The organism is Variovorax pasteuri, assembly GCF_051216435.1.
Lineage (GTDB): Bacteria > Pseudomonadota > Gammaproteobacteria > Burkholderiales > Burkholderiaceae_C > Variovorax.
In genome coordinates, this window is sequence record NZ_JBPJZS010000005.1 from 408,001 (window position 1) to 425,654 (window position 17,654).

The 17,654-nt window shown below is 64.0% G+C and carries 20 protein-coding genes and 1 pseudogene; 10 read left to right on the plus strand and 11 right to left on the minus strand.

What is annotated here, in order from left to right:
• Positions 1 to 77: 77 nt before the first annotated feature.
• Positions 78 to 1,472: an MFS transporter gene (locus ACSFBM_RS20910; RefSeq protein ID WP_435486090.1), complete on the minus strand. Its 1,395-nt coding sequence runs from the start codon at positions 1,470 to 1,472 to the stop codon at positions 78 to 80.
• Positions 1,473 to 1,569: 97 nt separating this feature from the next.
• Here ACSFBM_RS20910 and ACSFBM_RS20915 point away from each other — a divergent pair, with 97 nt between their 5' ends.
• The 5 genes from ACSFBM_RS20915 (at position 1,570) to ACSFBM_RS20935 (ending at position 5,884) form a co-directional block, all read left to right on the plus strand.
• Positions 1,570 to 2,451 carry a LysR family transcriptional regulator gene (locus ACSFBM_RS20915; protein ID WP_435486091.1) on the plus strand — a complete coding sequence of 294 codons (882 nt, stop codon included), beginning with the start codon at positions 1,570 to 1,572 and terminating at the stop codon, positions 2,449 to 2,451.
• 152 nt (positions 2,452 to 2,603) lie between these two features.
• On the plus strand, positions 2,604 to 3,266 hold the full coding sequence (locus ACSFBM_RS20920) for a tRNA-uridine aminocarboxypropyltransferase (RefSeq protein ID WP_435486092.1): 663 nt from the start codon (positions 2,604 to 2,606) through the stop codon (positions 3,264 to 3,266).
• A 188-nt stretch (positions 3,267 to 3,454) separates the two neighbouring features.
• The gene (locus tag ACSFBM_RS20925; protein WP_435486093.1) at positions 3,455 to 4,000 is read left to right on the plus strand and encodes a hypothetical protein; all 546 of its coding nucleotides are present in this window, start codon (positions 3,455 to 3,457) and stop codon (positions 3,998 to 4,000) included.
• A gap of 222 nt (positions 4,001 to 4,222) precedes the next feature.
• Entirely contained in the window at positions 4,223 to 5,161 is a 939-nt protein-coding gene (locus tag ACSFBM_RS20930) for a 2-hydroxyacid dehydrogenase (protein ID WP_435486154.1), read from the plus strand.
• A 330-nt stretch (positions 5,162 to 5,491) separates the two neighbouring features.
• A complete protein-coding gene (locus tag ACSFBM_RS20935; RefSeq protein ID WP_435486094.1) occupies positions 5,492 to 5,884 on the plus strand; it encodes a VOC family protein in 393 nt (130 codons plus the stop codon).
• A 130-nt stretch (positions 5,885 to 6,014) separates the two neighbouring features.
• Here ACSFBM_RS20935 and ACSFBM_RS20940 read toward each other — a convergent pair whose 3' ends face one another.
• The 5 genes and pseudogenes from ACSFBM_RS20940 to ACSFBM_RS20960 form a co-directional block, all read right to left on the minus strand.
• On the minus strand, positions 6,015 to 6,650 hold the full coding sequence (locus tag ACSFBM_RS20940) for a hypothetical protein (protein ID WP_435486095.1): 636 nt from the start codon (positions 6,648 to 6,650) through the stop codon (positions 6,015 to 6,017).
• Between the two features lie 69 nt (positions 6,651 to 6,719).
• Positions 6,720 to 7,049 (minus strand): 1-deoxy-D-xylulose-5-phosphate synthase, encoded by a 330-nt coding sequence (locus ACSFBM_RS20945; protein ID WP_435486096.1) that lies wholly within the window; start codon positions 7,047 to 7,049, stop codon positions 6,720 to 6,722.
• A 72-nt stretch (positions 7,050 to 7,121) separates the two neighbouring features.
• Positions 7,122 to 7,583, minus strand: a complete 462-nt coding sequence (locus tag ACSFBM_RS20950; protein WP_435486097.1) for a GNAT family N-acetyltransferase — start codon at positions 7,581 to 7,583, stop codon at positions 7,122 to 7,124.
• Positions 7,584 to 7,677: 94 nt separating this feature from the next.
• The gene (locus ACSFBM_RS20955) at positions 7,678 to 8,319 is read right to left on the minus strand and encodes a hypothetical protein (RefSeq protein ID WP_435486098.1); all 642 of its coding nucleotides are present in this window, start codon (positions 8,317 to 8,319) and stop codon (positions 7,678 to 7,680) included.
• Positions 8,320 to 8,440: 121 nt separating this feature from the next.
• Positions 8,441 to 9,127: pseudogene (locus ACSFBM_RS20960) on the minus strand (LysR family transcriptional regulator); the annotation flags it as partial.
• A 133-nt stretch (positions 9,128 to 9,260) separates the two neighbouring features.
• On the opposite strand from ACSFBM_RS20960, the gene ACSFBM_RS20965 reads away from it, so the two are divergent.
• Positions 9,261 to 9,665 carry a RidA family protein gene (locus ACSFBM_RS20965; RefSeq protein ID WP_435439409.1) on the plus strand — a complete coding sequence of 135 codons (405 nt, stop codon included), beginning with the start codon at positions 9,261 to 9,263 and terminating at the stop codon, positions 9,663 to 9,665.
• Between the two features lie 11 nt (positions 9,666 to 9,676).
• On the opposite strand, the gene ACSFBM_RS20970 is transcribed toward ACSFBM_RS20965, so the two are convergent.
• Positions 9,677 to 10,336, minus strand: coding sequence for a hypothetical protein (locus tag ACSFBM_RS20970; RefSeq protein WP_435486099.1), 660 nt, complete (start codon positions 10,334 to 10,336; stop codon positions 9,677 to 9,679).
• Positions 10,337 to 10,555: 219 nt separating this feature from the next.
• Between ACSFBM_RS20970 and ACSFBM_RS20975 the strand changes: the two genes are divergently transcribed.
• Positions 10,556 to 11,143 (plus strand): ferritin-like domain-containing protein, encoded by a 588-nt coding sequence (locus ACSFBM_RS20975; protein ID WP_435486100.1) that lies wholly within the window; start codon positions 10,556 to 10,558, stop codon positions 11,141 to 11,143.
• 22 nt (positions 11,144 to 11,165) lie between these two features.
• Here ACSFBM_RS20975 and ACSFBM_RS20980 read toward each other — a convergent pair whose 3' ends face one another.
• Positions 11,166 to 11,588: a hypothetical protein gene (locus ACSFBM_RS20980; RefSeq protein WP_435486101.1), complete on the minus strand. Its 423-nt coding sequence runs from the start codon at positions 11,586 to 11,588 to the stop codon at positions 11,166 to 11,168.
• Between the two features lie 178 nt (positions 11,589 to 11,766).
• Between ACSFBM_RS20980 and ACSFBM_RS20985 the strand changes: the two genes are divergently transcribed.
• The gene (locus tag ACSFBM_RS20985; RefSeq protein ID WP_435486102.1) at positions 11,767 to 12,594 is read left to right on the plus strand and encodes an HDOD domain-containing protein; all 828 of its coding nucleotides are present in this window, start codon (positions 11,767 to 11,769) and stop codon (positions 12,592 to 12,594) included.
• Between the two features lie 38 nt (positions 12,595 to 12,632).
• On the opposite strand, the gene ACSFBM_RS20990 is transcribed toward ACSFBM_RS20985, so the two are convergent.
• The 3 genes from ACSFBM_RS20990 to ACSFBM_RS21000 form a co-directional block, all read right to left on the minus strand.
• Positions 12,633 to 13,046, minus strand: coding sequence for a GFA family protein (locus ACSFBM_RS20990; protein ID WP_435486103.1), 414 nt, complete (start codon positions 13,044 to 13,046; stop codon positions 12,633 to 12,635).
• A gap of 106 nt (positions 13,047 to 13,152) precedes the next feature.
• The gene (locus tag ACSFBM_RS20995; RefSeq protein ID WP_435486104.1) at positions 13,153 to 14,160 is read right to left on the minus strand and encodes a helix-turn-helix domain-containing protein; all 1,008 of its coding nucleotides are present in this window, start codon (positions 14,158 to 14,160) and stop codon (positions 13,153 to 13,155) included.
• The gene (locus ACSFBM_RS21000) at positions 14,127 to 15,026 is read right to left on the minus strand and encodes a LysR substrate-binding domain-containing protein (protein WP_435486105.1); all 900 of its coding nucleotides are present in this window, start codon (positions 15,024 to 15,026) and stop codon (positions 14,127 to 14,129) included. Before ACSFBM_RS21000 ends, ACSFBM_RS20995 begins: the two co-directional genes overlap by 34 nt.
• Positions 15,027 to 15,198: 172 nt before the next feature.
• Here ACSFBM_RS21000 and ACSFBM_RS21005 point away from each other — a divergent pair, with 172 nt between their 5' ends.
• Entirely contained in the window at positions 15,199 to 16,200 is a 1,002-nt protein-coding gene (locus ACSFBM_RS21005; protein WP_435486106.1) for a Bug family tripartite tricarboxylate transporter substrate binding protein, read from the plus strand.
• A 10-nt stretch (positions 16,201 to 16,210) separates the two neighbouring features.
• Positions 16,211 to 17,650 carry an N-acyl-D-amino-acid deacylase family protein gene (locus ACSFBM_RS21010; protein WP_435486107.1) on the plus strand — a complete coding sequence of 480 codons (1,440 nt, stop codon included), beginning with the start codon at positions 16,211 to 16,213 and terminating at the stop codon, positions 17,648 to 17,650.
• Positions 17,651 to 17,654: the final 4 nt, after the last annotated feature.

Here is a 17,654-nt window from a genome sequence, read left to right on the forward strand (position 1 = left end):
GATTTTAATTTTGGAAGAGCGGGACTGGAAGTCTTTTCACACAGCCTCGGCCAGAAGCCGACGGTCGGTTTACCGGTTCAACCATGCGGTGCCGCCATGTCCGCACGCGTATGCTTTTTCAAACCGAGGTAGCTGAGGATGCCTCCTGCGGACAAGAGAACAACCGCCAAGACAATCGACACATGCATGCCGTGCAGAAAGATGCCTGGTTCAGTGTCTCGCACGAAGAACCCGCACACGGCCACCCCCAGCATTCCTCCAATCTGACGGGCCGAGTTGAGGACGCCGGACGCGATGCCTGCATGCGCCGCATCGACCGCTGACAAAGTCGCGTTGGTCATGGTTGGAACCACCAACGCGATGCCGCTTGCTGCAAGCAGCATCGGTAGCACCAGTGTCAGATAGGAGCGATCGGCGTCGACCCGAAGCAGCAGCAGATAGCCAAACGAAGCGAGCGCCAGTCCGGCGACCATCAGGGCTCGCGTACCGACGCGGGTAACCAACCTTCCGGCGACGATGTTCATGACCATCAGGATGGCCGTCATAGGCAAGAAGGCCAACCCGGTCTGTTGCGGAGAGAGCTGCTGGACCGCTTGGAAGAACAGGCTGAAGACGAACACCAGCCCGTAGTAGGCAAAGTTCACAACCACGCCCACCGCGGTCGCTATCGAAAAGGTCGTGCTACGGAACAACGAGAGCGGAAGCATCGGCTCCTTGCTGTGCTGCTCCAGCCAGTAGAACGCGGTTGCGCTGATGAGCGATATTGCTATCCCTCCACAGACCATGGGATGAAACCACCCCAGCCGACTTGCTTCTGTCAAAGCGGCGGTCAGGGAAGCGAGCGCAAGCATGGCCGCGAGCTGACCGGGCAGGTCAAGTCCACGGCTTGGCTTCGCGGCTGCGGTGGGCGCATAGCGCAGCGTCAGTGCCAACCCGAGCGCACCAATCGGCAGGTTGATGAGAAAGATGCCACGCCATCCCACATGCGCAATGAGCAGTCCGCCCAGCACCGGTCCGGCTGCCAGGGCGATACCTCCGGCAGCTCCCCACCAACCTACCGCACGGCTGCGTTGAGCAGGATTGGGAAATGCCTGCTGCAGCAGCATCAGCGAGCTGGGAACCAGGAGAGCCGCCCCCATGCCCTGGACGACGCGCGAGACTACCAGCAACGCCAAGCTCGGCGCGAGACCGCAAGCGAGGGAGGCCAATGTAAAAACGGCGAAGCCCGCCACGAAGACCCGCTTGGCCCCCATCCGGTCACCAAGCGCTCCGGAGGTCAAGAGCAGTGCCGCGAAGACCAGCGTGTAGGCATTGACCACCCACTGCAGGCCAGCGATATCGGTGCCGAAGCTGACACGCAGGGTCTCGAGTGCGACGTTGACGACGCTGACATCCAGCAGCACCACGACGAATCCAAGGCCTGCTGCAACCAGGGTCCCGCGCTGGCGGTGACTCAAGAAAATGGTTCCCATCAAACTGTCCCGTGAAATAGCGAACTCGTATGCTAGGGATTGGAGTTCTGTGCGTAAACTCCATAAAACTGCAATCCATCCCGGAGAAAATGCACAGATGTTCGATTGGGAAGACCTGAGGCATTTCCTTGCTGTCGGCCGCGTGGGCACCCTGTCGGGTGCAGCCCGCGAGCTGAAGGTTGACCACGCAACCATCAGTCGTCGATTGACATCCCTGGAACGCGATTTGCAGGTGCGCCTTGTGGAACGGCTGCCGCGGGCCTGTCGTCTGACCGATGTGGGGTCCTACGTGTTCACGCTGGCGCGGGCCTTGGAAGACGACGCGTTCGCCATCGAGCGGGCCGTCCGTGCCAGCCAGTCGCCACTCACCGGCAAAGTTTCTCTCAGCGTGCCGCCGGTCTTGGTTGCGAGCTTTCTGGCGCAGCATCTGACCGAGTTCCGCAAACGGTTTCCTGGCATCCAGCTGTCCGTGTCCGGCCAGGCTCAGCAGGTGTCGCTGAGTCGGCGCGAGGCGGACATTGCGGTGCGGCTGGTGCGCCCAACCGAATCGGGCAGCGTTGTTCGGAAGTTAGGAACAATGGCTTTCGCTCTGTACGCGAGTCGGAGCTACGAGGCCCTCTCGCACCCGGAGCTTTGGGAGTTCATTGCCTACGACGCACGATTCGAAGATATGCCGCAGCAAAAATGGCTTCGTAGCATTGCGGGCAAGCGCCCTATAGCCTGCGAACTCAGCGAGATAAACGGCCACCACGCGGCGGTTCGTGCGGGCGCAGGTGTGGGCGGGCTTCCCTGCTTCTTGGGCGAAGCCGACGAGACATTGCTTCGCGTAGCCAACAACGAGCCATCTTTTTCGCGAGACATCTGGCTGGTGGTCCATCGTGACGTGAAAAACGCGGGCCCGGTCCGGGCGGCCATGGACTTTCTCGTTGAGGTGATGGAGCGAAGCTCCGCGTTCAACGCAGCTTCAACGCATGGCTGACCGGGACGTCCGCTATCGAGAAATGTGTACAGCCGCTTCGGGCCCCACTGCGGTCTTCCGACATTGCCTAAAGCATCCGGTCGTCGCGTCAAAGCGAAGAGACATCGCCTTCCACGCACTGTCCAGCTAGGCACGCTGAATAATATCCAGCCATGTCCGCCGCTCTATTCCCACGCCCCCAGTGCACCGCTTGCCTGCGCCCGCTCAGCGCCTGCATTTGCCGCTGGGTCGCGCCCACCGCCCACGCGGTGGAGGTACTGGTGCTGCAGCACCCGCTGGAGGTACACCAGGCCAAAGGCAGTGCCCGCCTGCTGCACCTCAGCTTGGCGCACTGCCGCTTGGTGGTGGGTGAGGCATTTGCCGTGCCGGTTTGGCCGGTGGACGGCAAGCACACGCTGCTGCTGTATCCAGACAGTCTGCAAGATACCGCCCCGGACCTGCGGGTCCCACCCCCGCTACCGCCCGAGTGGCCGCAAGCCCAGTCGCGCCTGCGCCTGGTCGTGCTGGACGGCACCTGGCGCAAAAGCCGAAAGATGCTCTACCAAAGCCCGCCACTGCAACAGTTGCCCCGCTTGGCCCTGCGCAACCTGCCGCCTTCGCATTACCGTATCCGCAAAGCCCATGGGCCCGACCAACTGTCCACGCTGGAGGCGACCTGCTACGCCTTGGGCCAACTGGAAGGCGATGCGGCGCGGTTCCAGCCCTTGTTGGATGCCTTCGACGGGTTTGTGGAGTACTTGGAGCAGACTGGCGGGCAGCGAAACGCGCAAACTGACAAGTCCTGCCCTCGACTAACGGCTACGGAGCTTATTTAACTGACCAGCTAAATGCCTGGTTTTGGCCGCGTTGTGCCCGCTGACTTGATCTTCTGTTTGCTGTGCTTCGGCCTGGCGGCTCCAAGGAGCATCGGGCGCCTCACGCCAAGCCATCCAGCCTGGCTGCATTGCTGCAAGCTCTAGCAGCGTCTGGTCCCGCACGACCATGCTCTCCAAAGTGATCTGCCATGAAATATTTACGCCGCCTTCTTGTTCTTTTCGCCGCGGTCGCGTGCACCCACATTGGCGCTCAAACGACGGGCGCCGCATCGCATGGATCCATTTCTGAATCCAATGCCGCCGTGTTCAAAGCTTGCTCCGTCGCTCCGGCAGCGAATGGAGCGTGCCCGCTCGATGCGGTCTTTGGGCTCTTCAAGCTCGCGCCCAACAACGACGTGCTGGACTTCAAGGTTTCGAAAACCGTGCCACGGACGATCAACCAAAACTACGGTTGGATCCTGAAACTCAACGAGAAATCTGGCAAGGTCCGCGTTCTCGAACGCGTGACATTGCCGGAAACCCCGAAGACGTGGGGCAGCGGTGGCCAGCCTTACGGTACGTCGGCGGATCGCAAGACCATTTCGCTGGACGTGACCCTGACCATCTACGACGGCACCATTTCGAAGTCTTGGGACGTGGCCGATGGCGATCCGGCCGGCCACTACCTGATCAGCGCCTACGTCGAAAACTCCGATCCGGTGCAGTTCGAGTTTGATGTCATCGATCCCAAATGACCAACTTCCGTAAGGGGCTGGGCGCCCCATCTTGAACGGTCGGGCGCGGGCGGTAACGACCATGTCCACGAAGGAACAGATGGACATGCGCGCAGGCGCATCACGGATACCTGTTTGCCAACGCCCGGCATACGCGCATCAAGCTGCTGGTGCATGACGGCTACGGAAGATGTACCTTGCCCGCATCTGAGCGGTGGCGCGGCACATGTGGCATCGTTCGGCATGCTCAAACATCTCCTCGTTCTGATCGAGTTGACGCCCGAAGGACTTGCTCGCATCGAAGCTGCCGGTTTCAAGGTGCACTCTGCTCTTTCCGCCCTTTCGATCAAAGCGGCAGGCCCCTCCATACAAGCCGTGCTGACCAATGGTTCAACTGGCATTACTGCAGCCGACATCGCGGCGCTCCCCAATCTGGAAATCATCTGTTCTCTTGGTGCCGGGTACGAAAAAGTCGACCTCGACGCGGCGCGTGCGCGACGCATCGTCGTCACAAACGGCCCGAGGACCAATGATGCTTCTGTTGCCGACCATGCGATGGCGCTTCTGCTGTCGGTGGTGCGGGGCATTCCGAAGGCGGACGCCGCAGTCCGTCAGGGCCGTTGGGCGCAATTGCGACAGCCGCGCCCGATGATTTCCGGCAAGAAACTAGGCATCCTCGGCCTTGGCAACATCGGAATGCAGATCGCACAAAGAGGCATGAGCGGCTTCGGGATGACGGTGGGCTATCACAGCCGCCGCCCGCGAGAGAGCACTTCGTTTCTGCACTTTGCGACGCCGATGGAGTTGGCGCAGTGGGCCGACTTCATGGTCATTGCGACACCTGGCGGCGCCGGCACCATGCACTTGGTCGATTCCGCCGTGCTGGATGCGCTGGGGCCCGAAGGCTTTCTGGTCAACATTGCACGTGGCAGCGTGGTCGATACCGCTGCGCTTGCCCAAGCCCTGCGTCAGTCAAAAATCGCTGGCGCGGCGCTCGACGTCGTAGAAGGCGAGCCAGATGTCCCAGCGGAACTGGTGCACCTCGACAACCTCGTGCTGACACCCCACATCGCGGGGCGTTCGCCGGAAGCCGTCGCAGCCACAGTGCAACTGGTGATCGACAACCTGAACGCTCATTTCGCCGGGCAGCCGGTCGTGACACCCGTGCCGTTCGAGAGGTAGGCACTTGCAGAGTGGCGCCGGGCGACACGCGCCCGCACCGCGTATCTACAGGTCAGCCCAAGGTGGACCACGGGCTGATTCAGCAGGGCGGACGAATGCAAATGAGGTTCTCACGCACATGCCCACTGCATTAGCAATTTCCTGACGCACCACTGGTGCCATCGATCTGAGCTCACCGCGTTGTGAGCGCTTCAGCGAAGTTTGCTGGGAGGCGATGGGCAATTTCTCGCGCGGTAGCGAGGTGGCCGCATTTGCACAGTAGTGTTAGACCGCTCTCGTGAGTACGACTTTGAGGTAAAGATTCAATTCGGCCATGGAAGGTTCTTGCGCATGACAGTTCAGCTTCGAATCGTTCGCCCAGTCCGCTCCGTGGAACGCTCGCTCGCCATGTATTGCGACGGCCTTGGCCTGCGTGAAATCGACAGGTTTGTAGACCACCAAGGGTTTGCTGCTGCAATAGTCGGGTTTCCTGGCTTGCCCTACCATTTCGCGTTCACGCATTGCAGCGACCAGCCAGTAATCCCGGCTCCCACGGTGGAGGACCTCACCGTTTTCTATATGCCGGACCTTGCAGAATGGCAGCGCTCATCTGAAGCCATGCTCACCGCCGGATTCACCGAGGTCTCGTCCTTCAATCCGTATTGGCGACGCCGCGGTCGCACGTTTGCAGACCTAGATGGCTACCGCGTGGTGCTCCAGCAGGCAGCGTGGGGAGCGCAATGACGTGTGCTGAAGCGCTCGTGAACATGTGGAGCGAACTGGCCTCGTCCGAACGACCGCTTTGGAGCGGCGCCTAAGACCGGTTCGGGCCCAAAGCAGCCGTCGCGGGTTCTCGTAAGCGGTCGCTCGCGCCCTAGCGCAGCACGCCCCAGATGTGGCCTAAGGCTCGCTTCAATTCCTCGGCAGTCACCGCGTAGCGTTTGGTGAAACCTTCTACGGTTCCTGTCACAGCGGTTACGGCGGGGTGTTCCGATTTGCCCAGTCGCACATAGCGGGAAAGTTCTCCCGGCCAGTCGTACCCTGATTCGGCCACCGCAAGGCGCCGTCCACCCTCGACGATGAACTGAGGCCATGGCGAGAACGTCTGCCGACCGATGTCTACGCTAAAGAAGCGACAGAGGTCTAAGGTGCTTTGTGTGAAGTCGCAATCAACGAGTTCTCCGAACTCGTCAGGCCTCCCCGAGTAGGGGTTCGGGTCGCGTCCAAAATCTACGCCGTCAAATCGTCCGACGAACTTGCAGCGCGCATAGTCGGAACTGAAGAACTTCGGCAAGCGACGGTCGGTCAGCTTCTTTGTGCACTCGATGACGCAATCGGTTAACCGCGAGTGGCGAATCTCTGGCGTGAACCCATGCACTTTGACGTGGCATCGCTCCAGGGTGCAACGCAGGAAGCCAGTTGGCAGCCTGGGGCCAACCTCAATCGTCATGTCCGCAAAGTGTTCGCCTCGAATCATTTCGTCGGCGGGAAAGGTCTTACTGATGCTCATACGAGGTCCGGGCGGGAACTTCCGGTTGTGGCCGCATTCCGCCTTTGCTCTGTACGCAGGAGTCTTGAGTCACCCGACTTGCTTCTCGCTGTCTCGCTGTGAGGCAACCCCACGAACCTGCGACCAGTATTCGTCCTGAGCGTCGTCGTCAATGATGGGCCGGACGTGAGTGGCGTACAGAGCGTCTTTGCCATCTCTTCGGGGACCTGAAATCCAGTAGTGCTCACCTGTCTCGACGTCGAAGTAGTTCGACTTGAATCCGCTCCCCTTGAGACTACGAAAGGCCTTTCCTCCGTAGTACAGCGTTGCCCCGGACTTGGAGCAGGTGACCCGACCGATTCGAGCCGGTCCGGTCAACCCTCCCGACTTCGCTTCGATGTACATGATGCGGTCTTTCATCAGAGTCGTACTCCTATGACGGGTGAGAGGTCGATGGGAACGGCTGATTCTGGCCAAGAGCGGTGGTCTCCGTCATGGAGAGCCTTCCGGAAAGCGGTGATACATGAAAAACTGGTCATCCTGCTTCCAGCCCCGCTCCTCGTAGAGCCTTTGGGCCGAAGTATTGCCCCGCGCGACGTTCAGCGTCACGCGAGCGGACTCAAACGACCAAGCGTATGACTCGACGGCCGAGAGCAGCAAGGAGGCGACGCCCTTGCGGCGACCCGATTCATGGACGAATAGGTCGTTTACGACAAACACTCGCGAGAGCGAAACGGATGAGAAGCTTGGATAGAGTTGAGCGAACCCCACAGGCGCATCGCCATCGTGGCAGATGAAGGCAACCGACTCCCCGTGGTTGAACCTCTCCCGGAGAAAGGAACGTGCCGCAGCTATCGAGCTCGTCTGTCCCTGAAACTGTCGGTACTGGTCAAAGAGCGCGGCGAGCTCCTCTAAATCGGCGAGAACGGCTTGACGAACGGAAGTTGAGTTCATGTCGTGTTGCAGAAGCAAGTGCCATAAATAGAGCCAAAGCCACCAAGCCGGCTGCGACTCATGAATGGCCGGTTGTGGCCGACTTCAGCCTTGTCTAGTTCTGAACCGTGATCCACACCGCCCGGGGATCGCATTGCTGCGCGCACGCAAACACGTAGACCTCATTGCCCAGAAAGAGCACGTAGCTCTTTGCAGAGGAACTGTCCGGCTGCTCCGGTGCATCGGGTAGCTTGGGGAATTCGAAGCCATCGCTGACCTGGCACACAAACTCCATTGCCGAGCCGCAGGCGCAGGTGAAGGTTTCGGCATCCTGTACCCAGTCGGGCGCACCGCCGACCGCGATGCGGTAGTTCTTGTCCGCGGGTTTATCGGCAAGTACGAGCTCATTCGGTTGAAGGATCGGGGTGCCCGTCACGCGATGCATGGCTCGAGGCTTTTCCAGCGATGCGTACCAGTGACCTTCACCTTGCTCCCAATAGGCCGGAGGGAGCGCATCGAACGATTCGAAGCTTGGAATCTCGTTGTGCTCCGGGCACATGAGTACCGACAGCCTGCTGCCTTCGATAAAAGGGAGTTCGGCCGCAACGGGAAGCGTGAACTGCAGGAAGGGAATCATCTGCCGGTCGCACTGGGTACAACACGGCAAACCTTGACCCTCCGGTGTCAGATAGGCTCCACCTACAGAATCTTGAGAGGACTCGCTCTCAAAGCGCAAGTTGAAGAATTTTCTCGGCACGTGTCATCTCCCTGGTCTGTCACGACTGACTGCGTCGCGCGCAGTCCGAATCCTAACCAGCGTCTGGTTCCGCCTGCAACAGCGAATGTCAGGCTCTGGCCGAGTGCCGTCTAAGCGGCTAGGCGTTGCCGTCGTCGACCGAGAACACGTGGCGGCCGTGCACCTCGATGCGCTCGCCGCTGCGGTGCATGGCATACGGAAAGGCCTTGCCGGTGCGCGACCACAGGAAGCCCACGACCCGGTGATGCGTGTCTTCCAGCTCGCTCGGGTGCGTGGGCGTGCCGGCGCGTTCCAGGTAGCTCGGCGCGGCGTACACGCCGAGCTGCAGGTCGCCCACGCGGCGTGCCATCAATGACGGGTCGGTGAGTTCGCCGCCGCGCACCACGCAGTCCACGTTGTCGCCGATCACGTCCACCATGCGGTCGCTCACGCCCATGTCGAGCTGGATGTCGGGGTAGCGCGCGTGGAACGCCGGCAGCGCCGGCACCAGGATCATGCGGGCCAGCGGGCTGGGCACGTCCACGCGCAGGCGGCCACGGGGCAGCGCCGCGGCGCTCGACAGGCTGGTCTCCGCATCGTCCATGTCGGCCAGCAGGCGCACCACGCGCTCGTAGTAGGCCGCACCGTCGGCCGTGACGTTCACCTTGCGCGTGGTGCGGTTGAGCAGCTTCACGCGCAGCCTGGCCTCCAACTGCTGCACCAACTGCGTCACGCTGGTCTTGCTCAGGTGGAGCGTGTCGGCGGCCTTGGTGAAGCTGCCTGCCTCCACCACGCGGGCGAAGGCCTGCATTGCATCGAAACGGTCCATGTCTGCTCCTGGTGTCGCGGATTGTTTGGGTTCTGCAAACAGTGATTGTTGGTGTTGCCCGTTTATCCGCAAGGCGCAGTTCCCTAAAGTCCCTTCATCGTTCTTCTTCAATCCCTTTCGACAAGGCCTTCCAATGACTCAACGTGACGTCGTTTTTCCGCCCGGGCGCCAGGCGCTCTATGAAAAGAACCGCTATTCGCCGGCGGTTCGCTCCAATGGCTTCCTGTTCGTCTCGGGGCAGGTCGGCAGTCGCGAAGACGGCTCGCCCGAGCCCGACCTCGAAGCGCAGGTGCGGCTGGCTTTCGGCAACCTGAACGCGGTGCTGGGGGCCGCAGGCTGCACGTTCGACGACGTGGTCGATGTCACGGTCTTCATCGTCGACCCGGAAGCGAACTTCGAAACCATCTGGAAGCTGGTGCCCGAGTACTGGGGCAACGCGCCGCACCCGACGCTCACCGGCATCGGCGTGACGTGGCTCTACGGCTTCAAGTTCGAAATCAAGGTGATCGCCAAGCTGCCCGAGGGCAGCGGGGGCTGACCCTGCCTGCGCTACGGCTGCAGATACGGCGGCAGATACGGCGGCAGTGCCAGGCCGACGCTGCGCAGGTGCTCGAACTCGGCGTCGCTCAGCGGCCGCTCCAGAAGGTCGAAATGGCAGAGCGTGCCGAGCAGCGTGCCGTCGGCGCCCGGTATCGGTACGCCGTGGTAGGCCACCATCACGCCCTTGTAGGGATGCCCGTCCAGCCTGTCGTCGTGCGCGGAGTTGGTGGTCAGGAAGGCGCCGTCGCGCAGCACGAACTGGCAGAAGCTGATGCCCATGGGCACTTCTTCCAGGTACTCGGGGCGCGCTTCGCCGGCCTTGTCGATCAGCGCGATGTTTCTGAAGAGATCGCCCTCGAGCCGGTAGACCGCCGTGAAGCGGTGCGGCACGCGCCTGTTGAGCTGGCCAAGGGCTTCCGCCAGGCCCCGGCTCTCGCACACGGCGACGAAGCTGTCGATGCTCTCCCGCGACGGCTCTTCCGACTTCTTCGACAGCAGCTGGATGTAGAGACGGTCGACCTCGTGCTCCCACGCCGTGCCCGCGTCGACGAATGCGATGTCCGCATCAGTGCCCGAATCGTCGCCGCCCGGTGCGCTCGGATACGGGGGCACAGGCACACCAGCGGCCTTGAGCGCTTGCTCTTTTTGAAAGCGGGACAGCAGGGTCATGGGGCGGGGGGGAGTATGGGCCATGGTACTTCAGTGTCCGGGGTCCCGCGCGGTGAATGTGGCTCGCACCGCGCGAGGCGGGTCGCAGTCGTGGCGCGCCTACATCAACGGCACCGAAGCGCTGACGTCCAGGGTCGAGTGCGCCGTCCACAGTGCCCTCAACTCTTCGATCCCGGGGAGTGCTTTACACCTGCAGACAGGCATCTTTAGGAGACCCGCATGGCAAACAACAACGGCTTGATCGACGAAGGCTCGACGAACCGCGATCCCCTCACGGCCACCTCCGGTGTGCAACCGGCCGAAACCTACTACGCCAAGCAAGCCAACGGCAGCGACATCGTGAGCCACGAAGACCTGTCGAACGAAAGCGTCGTCGACGTCCTGAACGATCTGCTCGAGAACGCGCGCGACGGCGAATACGGCTTTCGCACCTGCGCGGAGCAGGTCGATACGGCGAACGCCAAGCAGTTGTTCTTCACGCGGTCCGAAGGGTGTCGCCAGGCCGGCGAAGAGCTGCTCCAACTCATCAAGAAGTACGGCGGAGAGCCTGCGTCGGGCGGCACGGCGGCGGGTGCGCTGCACCGCGGCTGGGTTCAGCTCAAGGGCAGCGTGGGCGCGGACAGCGAGCTGTCGATCCTCGAGTCTTGCGAGCGCGGCGAAGACACGGGCATTGCCCGCTATCGCAAGGCGCTGAAACAGGCCCTTCCGGCGGATGTTCTCGCCGTGGTGCAAAGGCAGGCCGCGGGCGCTCAGAAAAACCACGACCAGATTCGCGACCTGCGCAATGCTGCAAGAGCGCAGGGCTGAGCTTGCCGCAGGGGCGCCGGCGCTACTTGCTCAGCGAAATGAGCGTCCACACGATCGCCACGAGCTGGGCGAGGTTGATCAGGATGGCGGTGATGTGCATCCTGCGAAAGCCCGGAATGGCTTCCACGTAGTTCGACTGGATCTGCGTTCCGAGCGCATCCATCTTGGGGATGATCTTCTTGCGCAGCACGACGGCAATCGTCGCCAGCGCCGCGGCCCCGGTTGCGATGCCCGGACGGCCCGCAAACAAGAAGCTGATCGCCGTTGCGGTCGCGGTCGCGAATGCGGTGACGTAGTAGAGGTTGAAGAAGCCGCGCACGAAGCGCGCGTCGAGCGGCGTGTCGTGCTTCAACACCAGAAGCGGCAAGGAACCCATGAGGAAGTAGGCGGTGGTGACGAGCAGCGCCACCGTGAAGAACAGGGCGGCAAACATGGCAGCAGACATCTCGATATTCCTCCATGCCGTGGACCGGGAGCGCGCAGTGTCGAGGGCGTGATTTCGCCTGTCCACCCCGGTCCTACCGGTATCCGTAGAAATTACAGATTGGCGCAAATGGAGTATTTACTAATCGGTACGCGGGAGGAAAATCTTTTGCATACAAAGGCAATACGCCCTCCACACCATGACACTCGACGAACTTTTTGCCAGTGACGCGTCGCTTCCCACCGTGCCGAGGGTGGTGTCCGACCTGATGGAGATGCTGCGCGACGACAACGTGTCTTTTGCGGATGTGGCGCGTCGCATCGAGCTCGATCAGGTGCTCGCGGCCAAGGTGCTGCAGATGGTCAACTCGCCGTTCTTCGGGCTTCGGCGCAAGATCTCCTCGATCCAGGGCGCGATCCTGATGCTCGGCATTTCCACCGTGAGGTCGTTCGTCGTGAGTTCGGGTGTGTCGGGCGCCTTCAGGAAGGTGGAGGGCGTCGACCTTCCGGACTTCTGGGCCCACAGCCTGCGCGTGGCATCGGTCTCGCGGTACCTGGCCTCCAAGACCCCGCGCGTCGACCCCAACCTGGCATTCACCGCGGGCAGCATGCATGCCATCGGTCACCTGATCATGGCGCAGGCAATGCCCCGCCGCATGGCTGCGCTGAATGCCGTTCACCCCTTCGATGCGCCCGGGCGCGCGCAACTCGAGCGCGTCGAGTTCGGCTATCACTACGGCGATGTGAGTGCGTCTCTGGCGCAGCGCTGGGACTTTGCTTCCGAGCTGGTCGGTGCGCTGTCGAGCTTCGTGAGTCCGGGGCAGTCGGAGCGTGTCGATGCGCTGGGCGGCGTGCTTCACCTGGCCGTGTGGCGCGTGGCCCTGGAACGCCAGGGCGTGGACCTGGGCCATGTCGGCGGCCTCTGGCCGAGCCAGTCCGCGATGGCCATCGGCATCACCGAGGAAATGGTGCAGAAGATGCCGGCCCCGCGTGTGCTCGCCGCGGACCTCGAATCGATGATCGCCTGACGGCGTTCGCAGGCACGCCGTGCGTCGCGGCGGGCCGTTCACATCGGCGGCATCCTGTCGAACTTCGGCAGCGCCGGATCCAGAAAATCCCATGCATGCCCGCGCACCGCGTAGGTGACCGCCTGCGGCTGGTACCGGCCGGGCTCGTCGAGGCTTGCGGCGTGCACCGTGAAGATGTCGGGCATCGCCGCAAAGGTCATGTACACCGGCGACCCGCAGGCCGGGCAGAAGGCGCGGGTCTTCACGTTGCCGCTGTCGCCGACCAGGTCCCACAGCGCGGCCTGGCCGCTGTGCGTCACGCCGCCGCGCGCAAACGTGAGGTACGAGCCGTGGCCGGTGCCGCTCTTGCGTTGGCAGTCGCGGCACTGGCAGTCGTTCTGAAAAATCGGCTCGGCTGCAATCTCATAGCGGATGGCGCCGCATGCGCAACCTCCGGTGTAGGCCTGGGTCATGGTTCGGGTCCTTTCGACGTTGCCGAGAAGCCGGCATGGCGGCCAATCTAATCGCGTACCGCTGCGAAAGGGGAGTAACAAGTTCGTCGTGAATGGGCGCGCGGCCCTACGCCTCGACCGGCACATGGAAGTCGATGACGGCCCCTGGCTGTTCGGGCGCGAACCGGCCGTCGTACAGCTCGAAGTCGGGACTTTCGGCCACTCGCAGTCCCGAGGCGGGAATCAACTCGCCCCAGATGGTCGCCATGGCGCTCTTCACCTGCGGATGGAGCGCAGACCCGTTCAAGGCAATGCGAAACACGACATAGGTCGCCGCGGGAATCTGCTTCACCGTGAAGCCCTTGGGGAGCTCGCAGTCCGGGCCCACACCTACGCCCGCCATGTACTGGAAACTGCCTGTCTCCCGGTCTGCGCTCCAGACCACGCCGTACGTCGCCCAGCTCGGGCTCTGACCCTTCAGCGGCAGGGCGCCCACGAGTGCGGCCCACAGCTGGGGAATGTCGGACTTCGTCGCGTCGTCGAAGCGTCGGGCGGGGCCTGCGACGCTGAAGGCCTCGAGCCGGATCAGGTCCGGCAAGCGGGTCACGGCCGCGGAGGTGCTGCTGGGTGCATTCATGGGAAATTGTCCTTCGATGGGGGTGGGTGAAAAGCCGACCCTAAAGCGGCCGGGCGAGACGCCGAAGAGGCGCTTGAACGCGCGTGTAAACGCCTCCTGAGACTCGAAGCCGCAATCGAAGGCGAGGTCGACGAGCTTCAGGTCGGGCTCCGTGGCCAGCCTGCGGGCACCGCGCACGAGTCGCCGTCCGCGCACGTGCGCCATGGCGCTGCGGCCCATGCGGGCGGTGAACATCCGGGAGAAGTGATGCGTCGACAAGCCCGCCCGCCGCGCGATCAGCTCGAGCGTGAGGGGCTCGTCCAGCCGCTCCTCGATCCACGCGATCAGGCTGACGAAAGGGTCGGGTTCGCGGGGTATCGGGCTTGGCATGCGGCGATCATGAATCACCGTCAGGCGGCCTGTCCTGACCGAACTTGCTGCCGGCGGCGTTGGCGTGGGTTGCGCATTGGCACGCGAACCGAGGCTCAGGCGCTGTCCTTCGCCATGTCCTGCAACCATGCCCTGAACACCTGCAGCGACTGCATCTGCGCCGACTCTTCCGGGTAGACGAGGTAGTAGCCCTTGGCGTGGCGCCACTTGCGTCGTGACAGCCGCTTGAGCCGGCCCGCCGCGACCATGTCCTCGCCCATGTAGGGCGGCAACAGGGTCACGCCCATGCCGGCAACGGCCGCGTTCAGCGCCATCGACATGAGCTCGTAGCGCGGCCCCTCCCGCCCGGCACCGCCGGCGATGCCTTCGAGCGCGAACCACTCGTCCCACGCATCGAGAAGGGTCTGGTGGTGGATCAGCGACGAGCGCGGAGTGTTCGCGTCCACGACCTTGCCGTGCTCGGCGATCCATGCCGGCGCCGCGTAGGGCGACAGGACCAGCGGCAGCACGAACTCGCTGTGCAGGCCCGCTCGCTGCCCGTCGCCGAACTCCAGCGACGCATCGACCGAGGTGCTGCGAAAGTCCACCGGCCCCACGCGCGTGCCCAGGTTGAGAATGATCTCGCCATGGTCGCGCGTGAAGGCCGGCAGGCGTGGAATGAGCCAGTAGCTGCCCACCGACGCGCCGACCGAGAGCGACAGCTCGCCGCCCCGGCCCTTGAACGCCATGACGTTGGCGGTGGCGCGTTCGAGCCGGTGGAGCAGCGGCGCGACTTCGCCCAGGTAGTAGCGGCCCGCGTCCGTCAATGCCAGGGCCTCGCGCCTGCGTGTGAAGAGCTTGACGCCGAGCCGGTCTTCCAGTGTCTGGATCTGCCGGCTCACCGCGCCCTGCGTGAGGCTCAACTCCTGTGCCGCGGCGGTGAAGGAGCGCAGGCGCGCGCTGGCCTCCAGGCAAAGCAACGAGGTGGTGGAAGGGGCGCGGACGTGATGGTTCATGAGAAAAGAACAAGTTCGGTGCGCGAGTTCCCAATGAATTGGCGTACGCACCGCAATCATGCATGAGGAAAGCGCATGCAAGGGCCAGCAAACATGGTTTGCCCGATGCGGGCGGCGAACAGATCATCGCGCCACCCCCTTGGGTGTTTTCAACGATGAAAAGGATGAGCCGATGACTGCCCACCGTCCCACGCGACGCGATCTCCTGCAACTGGGCTGCGCCGCCGCCTGCGCTGCCGCCTTCACCGGCATGCCGTTGCCGTCGCGCGCGGCAGCCTGGCCCGAGCGGCCCGTTCGCCTGGTGGTGCCGTCGGCCGCCGGCGGCTCGCCCGACGCCGTCTGCCGCATCCTCACCGCCGAGCTCTCGCGCGCGCTGGGCCAGCCCCTGGTGGTGGACAACAAGCCGGGGGCGGGCGGCAACATCGGGATGATCGACATCGTGCACGCCGCACCCGACGGCTACACGCTGGGCTACGGCAACGTCGGCACGCTGGCCATCAACAAGGCGCTGTTCAGGAAGCTGCCCTACGACCCCGACACGCAGCTCGTTCCGGTGGCGCTCCTGGGCTATGTGCAGAACGCGCTCGTGGTGCGCAAGGAGCTCGGCGTGAACAGCGTCCAGGAGCTGGTCGCGCTGGCCAGGTCGAAGCCGGGCGCGCTCAGCGTGGGATCTGCCGGCAACGGAACGACGGGGCACCTGAGCGGGGAGCTGTTCAAGCGCCTGGTCGGCATCTCGATGACGCACGTGCCTTACCGCGGCAGTCCGCAGGCCATCCAGGACCTGATGGGCGGGCAGGTCGACCTGATCTTCGACAACCTCAGTTCCATCTCTCCCCACATCAAGGCGGGCCGCCTCAAGGTGCTGGCCGTGACGGGCGCCCACCGCAGTGCGCTGTTCCCCGAGATCCCCACCATGGCCGAGTCCGGCGTGGCGGGCTACGACGTGGTGGCGTGGGGCGGCATCGTGGCGCCCGCCAGGACGCCGCCAGCCATCGTGGCGCAATTGAACGGCGCCATCAACGCGATCCTGGCCATGCCCGGCATTCGCGAGAAATATGCGGCCATCGGGTTCGAGACACTGACGGGCCCGCCCGAGCGCCTGACGGAGCGTGTCGCGCGCGAAACCCCGCTCTGGGCCGACGTGGTGAAGCGCTCCGGCGCGCAGCTGGACTGACGGGCGCGCGATGCTCGACCTGATCATCGAAGGCGGAAGCGTGATCGACGGCACCGGTGCGCCCCGCGTGCGCGCGGACGTGGGAATTGCAGCGGGGCGCATTGCGCTCATCGGCGACCTGTCGGCCGTACCGGGCCGGGAGCGCTTCGACGCGCGCGGGCGCATCGTGGCGCCGGGCTTCGTCGACGTGCACACGCACGACGACCGCCTGCTGCTCGACACGCCGGTCGGTGCGCACCCCAAGCTGTCGCAGGGGGTGACCACCGTGGTCACGGGCAACTGCGGCATCAGCCTGGCCCCGCTGCTGGCGCCCCGCACGCTGGTGGCGCCGCTGGACTTGCTGGGCACCGACGCCTGGCGCTTCGGCCGGTTCGGCGACTACCTGGACGAACTGGAAGCGTCCGGCCCCGCGGTGAACGCGGCCTGCCTGGTCGGCCACTCGACCTTGCGCGTGCGTCGCATGGACCGGCTGGACCGTGCCGCCACCGCAAGCGAAGAGCGCCTCATGGCCGACGACCTGGCCGAGGCGCTGGAGGCGGGCGCCCTCGGCATGTCGACCGGCCTGTACTACCCGCCGGCCAGGGCCGCCACCACGCAGGAGGTCATTGCCGTGGGCGCGCCGCTGACCGCCGCCGCGGGCGTCATCACCATGCACATCCGCGACGAAAGCGACGCCATCGACGAAGCGCTGCGCGAGGCGCTGCTGATCGGCCGGACGCTGGGCGTGGACACCGTGCTGTCGCACCACAAGCTGGTCGGCAAGGCGAACCATGGCCGTTCGGTGGAAACGCTGGCCATGATCGAGCAGGCCGCCCAGGGGCAGTCGGTGTGTTTCGACTGCTATCCCTACAACGCCTCTTCCACCATGCTGCTGCCCGCGCGCGTGGCGCAGTCGGACGACGTGCGCGTGACCTGGTCGAAGGCCGACGCCAGCGCCGCCGGGCACTCGCTGTTCGCGCTGGCACGCGAGCGCGGCGTCACGCCGCAGCAACTGGCGCAAGACCTGCAACCCGCCGGCGCCATCTACTTCGCCATGAGTGAAGACGACGTGAGCCGCATCCTCGGCCATCCGATGGCCATGGTGGGCTCCGACGGGCTCGCGCACGACGTGAGCCCGCATCCCCGGCTGTGGGGCACCTTCCCCAGGGTGCTGGGGCACTACGTGCGTGAACGCCGGCTGTTTTCGCTGGAAGCGGCCGTGTACAAGATGACCGGCCTGAGCGCGCGCCGTTTCGGCCTGCAAGGCCGGGGCGTGCTGGCGCAGGGACGCCATGCCGACGTGGTGGTGTTCGACGCGCAACGGGTGGCCGATCGCGCCACCTTCGCCAACCCGACCGAGGTCAGCACCGGCATCGACGCGGTGTTCGTCAACGGCCGGCTGGCTTGCAGGGACGGCCGCAGCATGGATGTGCATGCGGGGCGTGTGCTGCGGCGTGGGCGCGCGGTCTGACCGG